Source organism: Devosia sp., assembly GCF_017307495.1.
In the GTDB taxonomy this organism is placed as follows: domain Bacteria; phylum Pseudomonadota; class Alphaproteobacteria; order Rhizobiales; family Devosiaceae; genus Devosia_A.
The window spans coordinates 56693-72365 of the sequence record NZ_JAFKHE010000029.1 but is presented as its reverse complement, the minus strand read 5'-3'; the positions used below and the strand labels follow the sequence as shown (position 1 = coordinate 72365).

General features: G+C 61.4%; 10 protein-coding genes and 1 pseudogene. 4 read left to right on the top strand and 7 right to left on the bottom strand.

What is annotated here, in order from left to right; translation table 11 throughout:
* Position 1: 1 nt before the first annotated feature.
* From J0I99_RS18395 to J0I99_RS18385, 3 genes are read left to right on the top strand one after another with little or no spacing between them, the layout of a single operon-like run.
* Entirely contained in the window at positions 2-4486 is a 4485-nt protein-coding gene (locus J0I99_RS18395) for an N-6 DNA methylase (protein ID WP_291398938.1), read from the top strand.
* Entirely contained in the window at positions 4470-6449 is a 1980-nt protein-coding gene (locus J0I99_RS18390) for a chromosome segregation protein SMC (RefSeq protein WP_291398937.1), read from the top strand. Before J0I99_RS18395 ends, J0I99_RS18390 begins: the two co-directional genes overlap by 17 nt.
* Before the next feature lie 13 nt (positions 6450-6462).
* The gene (locus J0I99_RS18385) at positions 6463-7221 is read left to right on the top strand and encodes an HNH endonuclease (RefSeq protein WP_291398936.1); all 759 of its coding nucleotides are present in this window, start codon (positions 6463-6465) and stop codon (positions 7219-7221) included.
* A gap of 68 nt (positions 7222-7289) precedes the next feature.
* Here J0I99_RS18385 and J0I99_RS18380 read toward each other — a convergent pair whose 3' ends face one another.
* The 7 genes and pseudogenes from J0I99_RS18380 to J0I99_RS18350 all read right to left on the bottom strand — a co-directional run bounded on the left by J0I99_RS18380 (position 7290) and on the right by J0I99_RS18350 (position 14475).
* Entirely contained in the window at positions 7290-8480 is a 1191-nt protein-coding gene (locus J0I99_RS18380) for a patatin-like phospholipase family protein (RefSeq protein ID WP_291398935.1), read from the bottom strand.
* A 20-nt stretch (positions 8481-8500) separates the two neighbouring features.
* A pseudogene (locus J0I99_RS18375) lies at positions 8501-8729 on the bottom strand (SDR family oxidoreductase); the annotation flags it as partial.
* Complete coding sequence (locus J0I99_RS18370; RefSeq protein WP_291398934.1) at positions 8729-9931, bottom strand: acetate/propionate family kinase; 1203 nt, start codon at positions 9929-9931, stop codon at positions 8729-8731. The pseudogene J0I99_RS18375 and the gene J0I99_RS18370, both read right to left, overlap by 1 nt.
* A complete protein-coding gene (locus J0I99_RS18365) occupies positions 9928-11355 on the bottom strand; it encodes a bifunctional enoyl-CoA hydratase/phosphate acetyltransferase (protein ID WP_291398933.1) in 1428 nt (475 codons plus the stop codon). The genes J0I99_RS18370 and J0I99_RS18365 overlap by 4 nt, the downstream gene beginning before the upstream one ends.
* A gap of 49 nt (positions 11356-11404) precedes the next feature.
* Positions 11405-12151: an acetoacetyl-CoA reductase gene (gene phbB, locus J0I99_RS18360; protein ID WP_291398932.1), complete on the bottom strand. Its 747-nt coding sequence runs from the start codon at positions 12149-12151 to the stop codon at positions 11405-11407.
* 10 nt (positions 12152-12161) lie between these two features.
* Positions 12162-12605, bottom strand: a complete 444-nt coding sequence (locus J0I99_RS18355; RefSeq protein ID WP_291398931.1) for a phasin family protein — start codon at positions 12603-12605, stop codon at positions 12162-12164.
* Between the two features lie 109 nt (positions 12606-12714).
* Positions 12715-14475, bottom strand: coding sequence for an alpha/beta fold hydrolase (locus J0I99_RS18350; RefSeq protein ID WP_291398930.1), 1761 nt, complete (start codon positions 14473-14475; stop codon positions 12715-12717).
* 312 nt (positions 14476-14787) lie between these two features.
* On the opposite strand from J0I99_RS18350, the gene J0I99_RS18345 reads away from it, so the two are divergent.
* Positions 14788-15396, top strand: coding sequence for a TetR/AcrR family transcriptional regulator (locus tag J0I99_RS18345; protein ID WP_291398929.1), 609 nt, complete (start codon positions 14788-14790; stop codon positions 15394-15396).
* Positions 15397-15673: the final 277 nt, after the last annotated feature.

Genomic DNA, 15673 nt, shown 5'->3' with positions numbered 1-15673 from the left:
TATGGCGCGCAAGCCTGTCACTGACGTGTCGGCCTGGCCCTCGCTCACCCTCGAGGGCAATCTCATTGCTCCGGCCATGGTCGCCAGCATCGACCGGCGACAAGCCTCCGAACAGACTGAGGAGGACTACCGGATCCGCAAGGGGCTGACGATCCGGGAGGAGATTTCGACCGCCTTCCGTGTCGGCCAGTCCCATTTCGACGACTTCGCGAAGCTGGAGAATCCCTCAGTGGAGGTGACGCGGCGCTTCGTGAGGGCATTCCTGACGGAAACCTTCGGCTTTGACGATCTCGGTCCGGCCGATGACGCGATCTCCTTGCTCGCCGGAGGTCGCATTCCCATCGTGGTCGTGCCGCCGTCCGAGGAAAAGCTCGACCGACGTAGCCCGACGCTTTCCACCGACCGTTCGCGGTCCCCGGCATTTGCGCTTCAGGACTATCTCAACGACAGCGATGTCGCGCTTTGGGGCCTGGTCACGAATGGAGCGGTGATCCGCCTCATGCGGGACAACGCCTCGCTGACCCGTCCCGCCTACATCGAAGCCGATCTTACCGCGATCTTCATTAACGAGGATGCCGCCTCCTTCGCGGTCCTTTGGTCGCTGATCCACCGCACCCGGTTCGGGGTCGCTGGCACACCTGTCACCGATTGCGCGCTCGAACGCTGGCGCGAGGCCGGCTCACGCGAAGGCGAGGCTGCCCGCGACCGGCTGGCGACCCAGGTCGAAGCCGCGCTCAAGACGCTCGGCTCGGGTTTCCTCGAAGCCAACCCCGACCTCGCCGCACGCCTGAAATCTGGCGAGGTCAATCTGACCGAGTGGTTCAACGAGCTTCTCCGTCTCGTCTATCGCCTCATCTTCCTAATGGTGGCTGAAGACCGGAACCTGCTTCACCCCGAGACGGCAAAACCGGACGCCCGAATGCTCTACGCCGAAGGCTACAGCCTCGCTGCGCTTCGGGCACAGGCGGCGCGCGCGGCCACCTGGGACAAGCACCATGACCGCTACGAGGGTATCAAGGTCGTATTCCGCGCGCTTACGCATGGGCAGGAGGCGCTCAGCCTTCCGGCGCTCGGCGGTCTTTTCAGCGCCGACAAGCTGCCGCATCTCCAAACTGCGCGGCTGCGCAACCGCGCCTTCATGGAAACGCTGTACCGCCTGTCTTGGCTATCCGAAAAAACCGGCATGGTGCCGGTGAACTGGCGCGCGATGGAAACCGAGGAGCTGGGTTCGGTCTATGAATCCCTGCTCGAACTCCAGCCGCAGCTTGGCGACGACGGCAAGACGCTCACCTTCGCCTCGGAAGCCACTGAGCAGAAGGGTAACCAGCGCAAAACCACCGGCTCCTACTACACGCCGGACAGCCTCGTGCAGGCACTCCTCGACACAGCGCTCGATCCTATTCTCGACAAGACAGAGGCGGAAGCCGCCGACCCAGCCCAAGCCTTGTTGAAGCTCAGCGTCATCGACCCCGCCTGCGGATCGGGCCACTTCCTGCTAGCCGCTGCCCGCCGAATCGCTACTCGTCTTGCCCGCATTCGAGCGGAGGGCACACCCTCGCTTGCAGATTTCCGACATGCGCTGCGTGATGTCACCCGCTGCTGCATCTATGGTGTCGATCGCAACCCGATGGCGGTTGAACTCACCAAGGTCGCTCTCTGGATCGAGACGGTGGACCCTGGCCTTCCGCTTGGCTTCTTCGATGCGCAGATCCGTTGCGGCGACTCTCTTTTTGGCGTGTTCGATTTAAAGGTGCTGGAGCAGGGTATTCCGGATGCTGCGTTCAAGGAGCTCGCCGGCGACAACAAAGAGGTAGCAAGATACTACGCCCGAAAGAACAACCTGGAGAAAGCAGAAAAAGATCGTATCGCCGAAGGCTTCGGTTTCAGCCGTGCAAGAGACGTCACGCGCGATTTCGAGGCGCTTCGCGCTATGCCGGAAAATACCGTCGACGAGATTGAAGCCAAGTCTGCAAGACTACGTGCGCTGACCAAGCAAGGTGCAGTCGCATGGCAACTTGAAACGGCATGCGATCTCAACGTGTCGGCGTTTCTGTTGCCGAAGACGAAAGGTGGGCCGTATGCGGGGCCTGACGGAATGCCTCGCCGGGGAGCAGAGACAGTGTCGACTTCGGGCACTATCTGGGAATGGCTGAGGGAGGTACGGCCCTTTGAACCGTTGCTCAGTGCGGCCGCGGAAGCAACACGCAATGCTCGCGCATTTCACTGGCCTCTAGAATTCCCGGACGTCATGCAACGTGGGGGGTTCGACGTTGTGCTCGGAAACCCACCATGGGAGGTTCTTCAGCTTTCCGAGCAAGAGTATTTTGCCACTCGAAGGTCTGAGATTGCTGCTTTAACTGGGGCTAAGCGGAAGAAGGCTATCGATACGCTGGCTCAGACCGACCCTAGCGCTTATGCGGCATTCGTCTCGGCGAAGAGGTCATCGGAAGCAATCAATGAGTTTGCTCGAGCGTCAGGGCGCTTTGACCTGACTGCCCGGGGTAAGGTCAACACCTACGGTCTTTTTGCTGAACTGTTCGCCGCACTGCTTGGCCCAAAGGGTCGTGCTGGAGTGATTGTTCCTACTGGTGTAGCCACCGACGCCTCGACTGCACCTTTCTTTGCCTATTTGGTGGAAGAGAAGAGGCTGGCGGGCTTAGTGGATTTCGAGAATCGCGCTCGTCTCTTTCCAGCCGTCGACAGTCGCATGAAATTCTGTCTGCTGACTCTAGGCCGGAACGAGCCTGAAGCACGCTTTGCGTTTTTCCTGACTGACCCCGGTCAGATTGCCGAGCCCGAGCGAAACTTCACCCTTTCACCTGAGCAGATTGCCACAATCAATCCTAATACCCGCACTGCGCCCGTCTTCCGCTCGCGCCGAGATGCAGAACTGACAGCGCAGATGTTCCGTAGGTCCTCCATTTTCATTCTTGAAGGCAACAATCATAGAAATCCGTGGAGTGTAGATTTCCACACGCGGCTCTGGAACATGGGAGAAGATGCCGAACACTTCTCTTTGCTAACGGAAATTGAATCCGGTCGATTTTCTAACGGTCGCAGCCACTCCGGTGTTAGACGGAGCTTAAGCAGGCACGGTTTGCCAATTCTAGAGTCTGCGAGGCGGGACGAAGATCAAGCACCACTATTCGAAGCCAAGACATTTCACCAATTTGATCATCGGTGGGTGACGTATCCTGCGGGCGGAGAGGTTAGCTCTCCTTCGCCTGAGCGAATGAAGGGCGATCCATCTTTTGAAGTCGAGCCACGCTACTGGGTGTCATTTCAGGAGATGGAGCGACGCCTCGAAACGCAGTCTTGGCCACACCCATGGCTCATCGCTCTAAGAGAAATCACAAACGCCACAAACGAGCGAACGGTAATCGCGTCCTACTTGCCAAGGACTGCTGTCAGTCACACAGCAACGCTCATTTTTCCACGGATCGCATCCGAACAGGTGCCGTGCCTTTTGGCAAATTTGAACTCTCTGGCACTGGATTTTTGTGCCCGCCAGCTGATTGGCGGCACACATTTGACGCTCAGCCTGATCCGGCAACTACCCGTCTTTGCCCCCACTTTCTACACGCGACAGAGCCTCACCTTTGTCAAAGAGCGCGTCCTGGAACTCACCTACACTTCCGGTAGCCTTGCCCCCCTCGCTCACGAGCTGGGTTATGACGCCCCGCCCTTTGCTTGGGACGAAGATCGTCGCGCCCAGCTGCGGGCCGATCTCGATGCCTTCTATGCCCGCGCCTATGAACTCGATCGCGACGAGCTGCGCTACATCCTTGATCCAGCCGACGTGAGGGGGCCGGACTACCCATCCGAGACATTCCGAGTGCTGAAGGAAAAAGAAATCCGCCAGTTCGGCGAATACCGCACCCGTCGCCTTGTGCTCGAAGCCTGGGATCGAATGGAGGCCGATGGGACATTCGTCAATCTTGGGCTCGGCGCGGGCCAAATCGCGGGCGGAGCACTAACCATTCAACCGGTGGCCGCCTATCTGCCCGATCAAGCTTGGATTCGAGCAGCGCAACAGCCGAACGACGCCGGCGCCGCCCTAACCGCGATACTGAAGGCGGTCAACGGGCCGACGCCGAGCCGTACCGTTCGACTCGCCGCCGCGATGGTGTTGGAGCCGCACCTTCTGACGTCATTGCTCCCGGAGGCACAAGCGCGAGAGTGGCGGCGGCTGGTCGGGCAGGAGGCCGAACCGCGCACGGGCAATGTGGTTGGCTTCGCGGCGCGCACCAATCAGGGCTGGGGCACAGCTGTCTCTAACCATCGCGGCAACGGTCGCCTGATCGAAAACTTGGCGGCGGGAACATGGGCGCGGGGCCCCGGCCTCGATGCTTTCGACACTGTCGGTTGGCCGGATGGCCGGGCGGGATTCGTGCTCGAGGCACTGGCCGCGCTCGACCTGGATGCCACCGTCACCGCCATGCCCGACGAGGTTCGGGGCTGGATCACGCATGCCGCAGCAGCATGAAATGTTCGATCCCCCCAAGCTCAGCCTGACCGTTCCGGCAGGCCTGAAAGAGCCACGCCTCTGGGTGCGGCGCCTGGCGATCTGGGAAGCGCCCGGCGGCCAGAAAATCCGCGACATCGAGCTTCGGCCGGGACTGAACATCATCTGGTCGCCGGACGGCTTCGATGACGACAGCGGCAACGGTGTACGCGCCATCGGTCACGGAAGCGGTAAGACCTTGTTCTGCCGCTTGCTACGGTACTGCCTCGGCGAGCAGCGCTTCGCCGACGAAACCCAGAGGGAACGGATCTCAGTCGCCTTTCCGAACGGGATCGTCGGCGCGGAGGTAATGCTCGATGGCGTATGCTGGGCCGTCGTGCGGCCACTGGGCATCCGGCGCCGGCATGTCGCGATCGCCGATGGCAGTCTCGACGAGATCGCCGCTGGTGATGGAGCGACGACGAGCATCGATCCGCTGATCGAGGCCATCGAGCAGAGTATTGTGACGCGAGGCGTCGCTGGCCTGGCCCGCCTTCAGCCCGGCCAAAAGGCATGGCCGATAGCGCTCGCCTGGCTCTCGCGCGATCAGGAATGCCGCTTCGACGACGTTCTCGATTGGCGCTCCCCGGCATCCGGCTCCGATGCGCCGCTGCCGGCGAGCGGACGTGAAACCGGGCCTCGGCGCGAAGCGCTTCGGGCGTTCCTCACGGCGATCACCGAAGAAGAGCAGCAAGCTCGACGCAACGAGGAAGCGCTGCGAACAGATGTCGCCAACGCAGAGCGCGAAATATCCTACCTCGATTGGGATCGCGACAGACGCCACGCGCGGTTGATCGATCAGCTTGGCCTTGCCGAACAGACCTTGCCGGAAATGCCCCTGCTACTTGAAGTGTTTCAGAAGGCCGTTGACGCACAGCTCGCCGGCGCAGCTCAGCTTCCAACCGGCGACATGACTGAACTGGGTAAGGCCCGGAAGGCGTTGCTGGACGCCCGAGAAGAACTGAGGCGCACCGACGAAGAGCGCATCCGCTTGGATGCTCAGGTACCGGCCGAGAGGCAGGTTCTCACACTGCTCTCCAGCGAGATACCGAGCCTGTCGGCCGCTGCGGAGAATGCAGCCAGTCAGGTATGTCCGATTTGTGAGGTGCCGATCGACAAGGCGTTGGCGGAGAAATGCGGTCTGTCCCACAAGCTGCACGACGAGACGGAATGCCGAGCCCGGCTGGCCGCGAAGCGCCAGGAAGTCGGTGATCAGAAGCAAAAGATCGACGGTTTGGAAGCTCGGCTGAAAACTCTCCAACCCGCCGCCGCTCTCGGGCGCCAGCAGGTCGAGCAGGCAGAGAAGCGGGTGCAGGCTATCGAAAGCGTCCGCGACACGCGCGCATCCGTCTGGCAGGCGGCGACACGACTCAAGGAAGGGGTCGAGCGATTTGCCGAACTATCGACCGAGCGAGATGAAGTGCGAAAGCGGCTGCGGGGCCTTGATGACAAGCTGACCAAGGAACGGGAGAGGCTTGCGGCTTTCCGCGATAAGCAGGGCCTGACTTTCGGCAGAATAACGCAGAAATTCTCGGCCATCATTCGCCGCCTGGTGAACGAGAATGCGAAGGGATCGGTCACGCTGAGCGGCAACGGGCTGGAGATCCTCGTCGACGTCGATGGCGATCGCCGCACGGCCGCTATCGAGTCCCTGAAGGTTCTGGCGTTCGATCTCGCTTGCCTTTGCCTGAGCATAGAGGGTGCGACCCGCGTTCCCGCTTTCCTTGTTCACGATAGTCCCCGCGAAGCCGATCTCGGCCTCAGCATCTACGATGAGCTTTTCCGCCTGATGCGCGAGCTTGAGGGGCTGACGGAAACAACGGCCTTTCAGTACATCGTGACGACGACGACCCGTCCCCCAGATGACCTTCGTTGCGACCCCTGGCTGAGGTTGGTCCTGAGGGGAGCGCCCGGCTCGGAACGATTGATGGCGCGCGATCTATAGCGAGGGACTGACAGTGCTCGAATCGCCCCAGTCCTTTGTCGTCCGCGAGGAATGCCAGAAGGCCGCATCGCAGAACGGCTTCCGCCGCATCCTGGGGGAAGAGGCCGGCTGGGCGGCCTTCGGCTCGACCACGGCGCACGGGACAATTCATCTCGCTGCAAGCGGACCTCAGGGGCCATGGTTTCTTGCGCTCGATCATCCCGGCGTCATCCAGGAACTGAGCCTGCCCGTGGCCACTGTTTCCGGTCCCGGCCACGCGCGGTTTGCCTTCGACACGCTCGGCGCGCTCTACACGGCGCTGCATCGGACCTACGAGCTGGGTGTCAGCCTGCCCGATGCGCCGCTTCAGGAGTTTGAGCGCCGGGTGGCGGGCCTGCCCCGAACCACCGAGGCCGAGAGGCTCGTCGTCCAGCGCATCGGGCAGGACATCTTCCGCGAGCGCCTGCTGGATTACTGGCAGGGGCGTTGCCCCCTGACGGGGATCTCCGACCCGGCGCTGCTGCGAGCCTCGCACATCGTGCCGTGGAGCGAGTGCGAAAGCGACGCCGAGCGGCTCGACGTTCATAACGGCCTGCTGCTGTCGGCGCTGTGGGATGCTGCCTTCGACCGTGCGCTCGTCACATTTGACGACCAGGGCAGGCCCGAGTTCTCGGCCAGCCTCAGCGAGCAAGCGCGTGCCGAACTGCGCTGGCGTTCCCCCATTCCGCTAACAGATGGCCATCGTCGACGGTTAGCCCGACATCGCGAGTGCATGCGAGCCGAGCAAAGCTGATTTGCGTGTTTGATGTCTTAGCCAGCCCGAGTTCACACCAAACAGCTTTGTCGACGGTCTCCGGCTCGCTACATTCCTACCCTTTGTTCGCGGCCGCCATTCAGAGGACGATCATTCGATGGTGGCGCTTTCTCCCAGAACGGACCGGTTTTCGCCTTTTCATAACCGTACTCATAAAGAGACCGCATATAGCCTGTATCAAAGTCAGGCGAGGCAGGTGACGGAACATTCCCGTCGATGTAGGTCAGGTTGAATCCAAGCTTGTTGTGCCGGGCGAAGTCAAAGGTGTCGTATAGAATAGACCGAGTTTGCCTCTTTGTGAGCGAGGCAGAACTCCGCGCAGCGATATCCGCGGTGTTGTTCCGCACCACTTGAAAATCTGGGTCAACCTTGTTGTTGATCAAGATATAGATGTCTATATGCAGATCTCGGTTGAAGTTTCCATTCCGTAAAAGGAACGCATCCGGTAGCGTCAGGACGGGCGCCATCACGGCCCCATCCGCATGCATCTCCTCAAAACGACGCCCATTTGCCTCAACGTCGATTAGGATAGGTGGGAATACCACCGGGATGCTTGCCGATGCGGCAACGACGTCCCGAAACAGGTTCAAAGCCTGAGTTGATCCAATCGAAGCAATTCGCCCCATGTCCCAGATCACCGTGCGTTGCGTATCGAGATTGGTGGTTACAATGAAAAGCCTTCTGCCCCTAGCGTGCTCGGCAGAAATTGCTGCGAGCATACGCTGGTCAACATAATGAGCGACGAGCTCGCGCAGACGCGTATTTCCAAACACGCCCGATCTGAAAAGGGCATTCGTAATACTTGGCGATCCGAGAAGACTCTCCGCTATGCCGCTGGTGTATATTTCTTTCAGCGTGGCATCGTAGGTAGACCCAAGAAATGCAAACGGCGCAATCAATGCGCCGGTACTCACCCCCGAAACAACTGAAAACTGCGGGCGAGTGCCGGCTGCGGCCCAGCCGCTCAAAACGCCGGCACCGTAGGCACCGTCGGCACCGCCTCCGGATAGCGCAAGATAGCTATGCGAGCCAGCACGAAGGGGCACGCGCGCTTCATTGGAGAACGTCGATACTGGCTCGTCCGCATATCTCCGCAGATCGTTGAGGTCGAGCACACGCGAGGATAGCGCGTCATTGGCGGTGTACGGTGTCCGCGGAAGAGAACTGCAGGCGGCAAGAATCGTCATGGCGATGACGACGAACGATAGACGGCCGAGCGCACGGAAAATATTGCTCATTCCCACTCCTAATTGCCCGGAGCATCAAGTTGGTGTCCAGGACTGCGCACGTCGCAGGGCGCGAAGGTCGTCGCGTCCGTTGCGCGCGCGACCGCTCCACATGAGGCAGCGCCTTGTCATTGCGATAGGTGATTGCAAGTTCCGCCCCCGCCGCCGAAAGGCATGAGCGCAGCCGGCGGCGATGCTCTGCGCATTGGCGACGCCGCCGACAAGCCCGTGTTTGCCTGAGAGATCAACGACAGGAAAGATCACGAGCGTCTCGCAGCGAGGCTGTCAGGTTGCAGAACCGATAGCGCCTCGTCGGCGATGACGCTCTCTTCGTCCGTCGCGATAACCAGTATTTTGACGCGCGCGCCAGCGGCGCCAATCGACCGGGCATTGACGACGTTTGCGGCATCCTCCAGCTTGAGCCCGAGCCAGTTGAGACGACGCGCGACCGCGGCGCGCACCGGCGGCTGATTTTCGCCCACGCCCGCCGTGAAGACGACAGCGTCGAGCCCGCCGAGCGTGGCCGCGAGCCGGGCGATTTCGCCGGCGATGCGAAAGCAGAAGAGTTCAAGCGCCTCGGCGGCTTCAGGAGCAGCGCTTTCGATCAATTCGCGACTGTCGGCGCTGATCCCGGAGATGCCGAGGAGCCCGGAGCGACGATAGAGCAGATCCTCGACATCGACCGGGCTCATGCCTTTCTGCATAATGAAATGCAGGACGGCGCCAGGATCCAGCGCGCCGCAGCGGGTCGCCATCGGAACCCCATCCAGGGCGGAGAAGCCCATACTAGTGTCGCAGCTGCGACCGCCCGCCAATCCGCACAAGCTAGCGCCACTGCCAAGATGGGCGACCACGACGCGCGCGCCGGCGAGTTCGGGCTCGCTTTTCGCAATTTCGCTAGCGATAAATTTGTAGGAAAGTCCATGGAAACCGTAGCGTTTCACGCCCTCGTCATGCAGGGCGCTCGGGATCGCGAAGCGACGGACGAGGTCCGGCTGGGTGCGATGGAAAGCCGTGTCGAAAGAGGCAGTTTGCGGCAGCCCGGGTCGCAAGCGGTTGATCGCGCGAACGAGCCGCAACCCCTGCGGCTGATGCAGCGGCGCGAGCGACGTCAGAGCCTGCAAGGTTTCGAGTGCGGCGTCGTCAAGCAGGATTGGCCCGGCGAAGCTGTCGCCGCCGTGGACGATGCGATGGCCGGCAGCGGCGAGTTGATCCATATCGTAGTGCCAGGACAGCCGGCGGAAGGCCTCGCCGAGCACTTCATGCAGTTCGGTGGCAGGGTCGGACTCAAGCGCCACATCGAACGTGTCCGGACCTTCGAGAAGATGGAACCGAAGGGGCGGCTTGTGGAAGTCGATCATCCCCTTCCCGATGCGCCGCGCTTCATCCCCTTCGAGGGCGAACAGCCCGAGCTTCACCGTGGACGATCCCGCATTGAACGTGACAAGCATGCGCTGGCTCATGCGGGTTTGGCTCCCCGCGACCAGCGGAATGCGACGAGCTTGGCGAGCGCAGCAGAGGCGATGCGGGTGCGCAGGGAATCGGCCCGGCTCGTCAGGATGATCGGCGCGCGGGCGCCGAGCACGAGCCCGGCTGCGTCCGCGCCGCCGAAATAGATCAGTTGTTTCGCCAGCATGTTTCCGGCCTCAAGATCCGGTACGAGCAGAATATCCGCCTGACCGGCGACAGGCGAGATTATGCCCTTGGTTCGCGCTGCGTCGGAGTTGATGGCGTTGTCGAAGGCGAGCGGCCCGTCGACACGTGCGCCCGTGATCTGGCCACGAGCCGCCATGACAGTGAGCGCGGCGGCGTCGAGCGTCGATGGCATACGGGGATTGACGGTCTCGACGGCAGTAAGGACGGCAACGAGCGGTTCGACGACGCCGAGCGTGTGCAGAAGGTCGACTGCATTCTGGCAGATGTCGCGCTTGTGATCGAGAGTCGGCTGAATGTTGATCGCCGCATCGGTGACGACAAGCGGCTTCGAGTAGGCGGGCACGCTCATCGCATAGACATGGCTGACGCGACGATCTGTCCGCAGCCCGGAATTCTCGGCGACAACCGCTCCGAGCAGTTCGTCGGTGTGCAGACTCCCCTTCATGAGCGTGGCGACGCGACCGCCGGCGGCAAGCTCGACGGCGCGTGCGGCCGCCGCATGGCTGTGCTCGACGGCTTCGATCGGGATTCCATCAAGCGAGACGCCGGCCTCCTCAGCAGCGGCTCTGATTTTGGTCTCGGGCCCGACGAGAAGCGGCTCGAGCAGACCCTCGTTGCGGAGCTCCACCGCGGCAAGTATGGCATCAGGCGAGCAAGGATGGACAATCGCTGCCTTGAGCACCGGCAGGGTGCGAGCCTCGTTGACGAAATGCTCGTATCGGTCACGCCGTACCAGTGCAACGTCGGGAAGCTGCGTGCGCGGCCATTCGATGGCGCGGTCAGGAGCGATCACGGTCGCCGAGCCGTTCAACACCTCCTCGCCGTGCTGGTTTGCGCCGCGGGTATCGAGTACGACGATGCGCTTTTCCGGCCGCTTCTCCCGGACGGTGACGGTGATGGTGATCGTGTCGCCGGGGGAGACCGGTTTGCGGAAGTGCAGGTCTTGCTCGAGATAAATCGTGCCGGGGCCTGGCAGTTTCGTGCCGAGTACGGCCGAGACCAGCGCGCCAGTCCACATGCCGTGTGCGACGACATGTCCGAAGAAATCGGTCGACGCGAAGACGGGATCGAGATGAACGGGATTTAGGTCGCCGGACACGGTGGCGAAAAGATCGATGTCGTCGGGGCCAACAACACGCACGAGGGAAGCGCTCTCGCCGATCGCGAGGTCGTCGAAGGTGCGATTCCTAAGTAGAGATTGATCCAAGTCTACCTCAGCGTTGATGAACATAGGCTCCCGGTGCGCCAGCTCTACGGTTAAAGCGTTACTCCCCCGCGCATTAGTACATATGCTGACCGCCGTTCATGGCGACGTTGCTGCCGGTCATGAAGGCAGCGGCATCACTCGCGATAAATGCCACCAGCGCCGCGATCTCATCCGGCTGACCAAGGCGGCCAACTGGAATCGCATCGATGATCTTCTGGCGCACGTCCTCGTGCACAGCCATCACCATCTCGGTGACCAGGTAGCCAGGCGAGACGGTGTTGACCGTCACGCCCTTGCGCGCCACCTCTTGCGCCAGCGCCTTGGTGAATCCATGCGCGCCCGCTTTGGCCGCCGAGTAATTGGTCTGGCCAAACTGGCCCTTGCTGCCATTGATCGAAGAAATGTTCACGATGCGTCCCCAACCTCGTTCCACCATCGAGTCAATGAACAGCTTGGTGACATTGAACAGGGAGTCTAGATTAGTGCGCAGCACGGCATCCCAGCCGGCCTTGTCGAGCTTGCGCAGCGAGGCATCGCGGGTGATGCCGGCGTTGTTCACCAGAATGTCGACCCGATGACCATCGGCGTGGATGCGCCGCGCCAGTTCCTGCGTCGATTCGTATTCGGACACATCCACCCCATAGGCGGCGAATGTGTAATTCTGTGCTGCTTGCGCTTGCTGCCACTGGTCAATCGTGGTGTTGCCCGGCGTATGCGTGACGATCACGCGGTGGCCGGCATCGTGCAGAGCACGGGCGATAGCGGCGCCCAATCCCCGGTTGCCTCCGGTCACCAGGGCCGTTCGCTGAGAGGTACTCATAGCGACCTCCTCACTTTTCGGCCTTGCGCTGGGGCGTGGCGGCTGGTGCAGACCAAGGCTGTGTCCATGGCTGAAAAAGATGCGCAAAGGAAGCAGCGTCTCCACTAGCACCGACTGTCTCGGAGACAGACGCCTGCCAGATCGTGAGCGCCTGGCGCAGGCCATCGACAAAGGCGGACTGGCTCTTGGCCGCGGTTTCAGCAAGTGCTTGGGCATCGCCAACGCGGCCCTGATACAGCCGCCGGAACACCTCGGACGGCAGGGTCGCGAGCGTCTGCCAGTCTGCCGCCTGCTGGAGACTCTGGATGCGCGCGGTGGTCTCCTCTACGCTACCAGCGCTGAGCTGTTGCATGGCTTCTAGCCAGCGATGTCCGCTCTCTTGCAGCAAACGGGTGATCTGTAGCTGTAGCTCGGCATTGGCCTTGTAGAGTTGGATGGGCAGTTCGTTGTTCATTGCAGTGCTCCACGGTCACGTTGTGCCCCATGGGGGCAGGTGTGGGCCTTTCCTTGCGAGGTGGCCCGATCAAACCGCGGCAGTTCTGTCTCCGCCGCTGGTGGTCATGTCACGTCATTGCCACGTATGCCCCGGGCGCGTCGCCAAGTGGTGTGTACGTGCTGCCGCCCATGGCAGGCGGCGCTACGCGCCCGGCCGAGCGTTGCGCCAACCACTGCTGCCAGGCCGACCACCAGGAACCCTCCTGCAAAGGCGTCTCGGCGCGCCACATCTGCGGATCGACGTAGCGCTTGCCGGCGGCACGGGTGGCAATCTGGAAGCTGCGCCGGGGATGCCCCGGCTCGCTGACCACGCCGGCGTTGTGCCCACCGCTGGTGAGCACGAAGGTCAACTCCGCATCACTGAGCAGGTGCATCTTGTACACAGAGGGCCAAGGCGCGACGTGATCACGCACTGTGCCGACGATGAACATGGGCACGTCGATGTCGGCGAGCGCCACCGGCCTCCCGCCGACCTGATAGCGTCCCTCTGCCAGATCATTGCACAGATACAGTTGCCGCAGGTACTCGCTGTGCATGCGATACGGCATGCGGGTCACGTCGGCATTCCAGGCCATCAGATCGTTGAAGACTTGCCGCTCACCCAACAGGTATTCGCGAACCTGTCGCGACCAGATCAGGTCACGCGAATTGAGCATCTGGAACGCGCCAGCCATCTGCCTGCCGTCAAGATAGCCCTTGTCCCACATGCCGGCCTCGAGCCACGCCAGTTGGCTCTCGTCGATGAAAAGCGCGATCTCGCCAGATTCACGAAAGTCGGTCTCAGACGCCAGCAGCGTCAAACTTTGCAGACGTTCGTCACCATCGCGCGCCATCGTAGCAGCAGCGATCGCCAACAAGGTACCGCCCAGGCAATAGCCGACCGCTTGCACCTTACGCTCGGGGACAATGGCCGTAACCGCATCCAATGCGTCCATGACCCCCAATCGCCGATAGTCGTCCAGGCTGAGGTCACGATCAGCTGCGGTCGGGTTCCTCCATGAAATAATGAAAACCGTATGTCCTTGGCCGACCAGATACTTCACCATCGAGTTGTGCGGCGACAGGTCGAGGATGTAGTACTTCATGATCCAGGACGGCACGATCAGGATCGGCTCGGCATGCACATCGGGCGTCGTGGGTGTGTATTGAATCAACTCGATCAGGTGGTTGCGGTACACCACCTTTCCTGGCGTGACCGCCACGTCCTTGCCAACCTCGAACCCTTCGACCCCTGCTGGCGCACCATTCAGCGCAAGACGCCGCGCATCGTCGAGGAAGTTCATTGCACCGCGCCACAGATTGGCGCCACCGCTGTCCGTAATGGCGCGCAGTACCTCAGGGTTGGTCCAGATGAAATTCGCAGGCGACCACATGTCCAGCCACTGCCGCCCGGCGAAAGTGACCAATCTCTCGTGATGGCGGGACACGCCGCGCACGCCAGTGGTGGCATTATGCCACCACTGCTGCTGCAGCAAGAAGCTCTGGTGAATGACGTTGAAGGGCCATCGCTGCCAAGCAGGATCGGCGAACCGCCGATCCTGCTCCAGCGGCTCAATGCAAGTCGGGCAGTTGCGTGCGCTTGCCGCTCGTACTGCATAACGCGCGAGTCGCTGCTGCTTGTGCAGCCCCTTTTCCAGAAGGTTGCGCTGCTTGCCCGGTGAAAGACTCAGGTGCAGGGCCCAATCGTACCACGCCAACAAGCCCGCCGCCGGCGACAACCCGCCAGTGCTGCGCGCCCGCCAGGCGTTCGCAACCGCATCCAAGGCATCGGGCGGCGTGTTTTCAGATGATGCCGGCGCGGGCTTGTCAATCATGGCAACAGTAGTCATTGTCAGCCTCATTTTAGTGAGTGACATTTTACTATCTAACCCTCTTTAAGCGAATATGCAACTCACGTCGCCGACGACAGTTCTTCTGGGGCATCGGCCCGCGCGGGTTTCTGGCTGACGCCGCCGAGTCGCTCTCAGCGACCCCACACAAATTGGCGTCGCAACGCACCAAGCCAAGCTGAACCAGACCACCGTTAACTGCGGTTACGATCACGCTCATTCTGTCCCGAATCGTCAGATTGACCCTCTTTCGGGGAAGAGGTTTGACGACTATAAAAGTAATACATCACTCACTACGTGGAGATCCGAACAGTGAACGAACGCCCTCAATACCTACGTGCCGAAGAACGGCGAGCCGCCACCGTACAGGCCGTTGTGGATCTGGCAGCAGAGCAAAACCCGGCCGAGATCACGACCACCGCAATTGCGGATCGAATGGGCTTGACGCAGGGTGCCCTGTTTCGCCACTTCCCCACCAAGGACGCGATCCTGGAAGCAACCCTGTCCTGGGTCAGTGAACGCCTACTGGCCCGCGTGGACAAGGCGGCCGAAGGCGCGGCGGCCCCTGCGGCGGCCCTCGAAGCCATGTTCATGGCGCATATCGACTTCGTGGCAAGACACCCGGGCGTGCCAAGAATGCTGTTCGGAGAGCTGCAACGACCGGGCGAGACTCTTCCGAAGCGAATGGTCCAGACCTTGATCCGTCAGTACGAACAGCGGCTGCGCCGCCTGATGGAAGTGGGTAAGGCGCAAGGCGAGTTGAGTGCGGGACTGAACGTGGATGCCGCGGCCGTGTTGTTCATCGGCACGATTCAGGGATTGGTCATGCAGTCACTGTTGGCCGGCAAGGTAAGTCGGATTCGCCATGATGCCCCGGCCGTGTATGCCATCTATCGCCGTGGCATTGAAACTGCGCGATGAAAGCTCTTCGCTTCCATGGTTAGGGCGTGCCAGCGCCAACCTTCACTCGGCAACACCTCTTGCCTCCGGCCTCGGGCTGCCGCTGATCCTCTCTTTGCTACTGCCATAGAAGGCCAGGCCACGAGAACTTTCCCGCTCCGGACTGGGGCGCACTTGACAAATCACGGCGCCATTAGATAGTAATAAGTTACTTGCTAATGAAGGTGCATGTGGTTTGTTTGGCAAGCTCACCTTGCCCGGATGGCCGACGTAAAGCGACGGTCCAAACCGTCGTTGA

Bases quoted from the DNA above. Each gene is read 5' to 3' on its own strand.
- J0I99_RS18370 (WP_291398934.1), bottom strand. From the start codon at position 9,931: ATGAGCCAGCGCATGCTTGTCACGTTCAATGCGGGATCGTCCACGGTG.
- J0I99_RS18390 (WP_291398937.1), top strand. From the start codon at position 4,470: ATGCCGCAGCAGCATGAAATGTTCGATCCCCCCAAGCTCAGCCTGACC.
- J0I99_RS18350 (WP_291398930.1), bottom strand. From the start codon at position 14,475: ATGACTACTGTTGCCATGATTGACAAGCCCGCGCCGGCATCATCTGAA.
- J0I99_RS18355 (WP_291398931.1), bottom strand. From the start codon at position 12,605: ATGAACAACGAACTGCCCATCCAACTCTACAAGGCCAATGCCGAGCTA.
- phbB (WP_291398932.1), bottom strand. From the start codon at position 12,151: ATGAGTACCTCTCAGCGAACGGCCCTGGTGACCGGAGGCAACCGGGGA.
- J0I99_RS18365 (WP_291398933.1), bottom strand. From the start codon at position 11,355: ATGTTCATCAACGCTGAGGTAGACTTGGATCAATCTCTACTTAGGAAT.
- J0I99_RS18395 (WP_291398938.1), top strand. From the start codon at position 2: ATGGCGCGCAAGCCTGTCACTGACGTGTCGGCCTGGCCCTCGCTCACC.
- J0I99_RS18380 (WP_291398935.1), bottom strand. From the start codon at position 8,480: ATGAGCAATATTTTCCGTGCGCTCGGCCGTCTATCGTTCGTCGTCATC.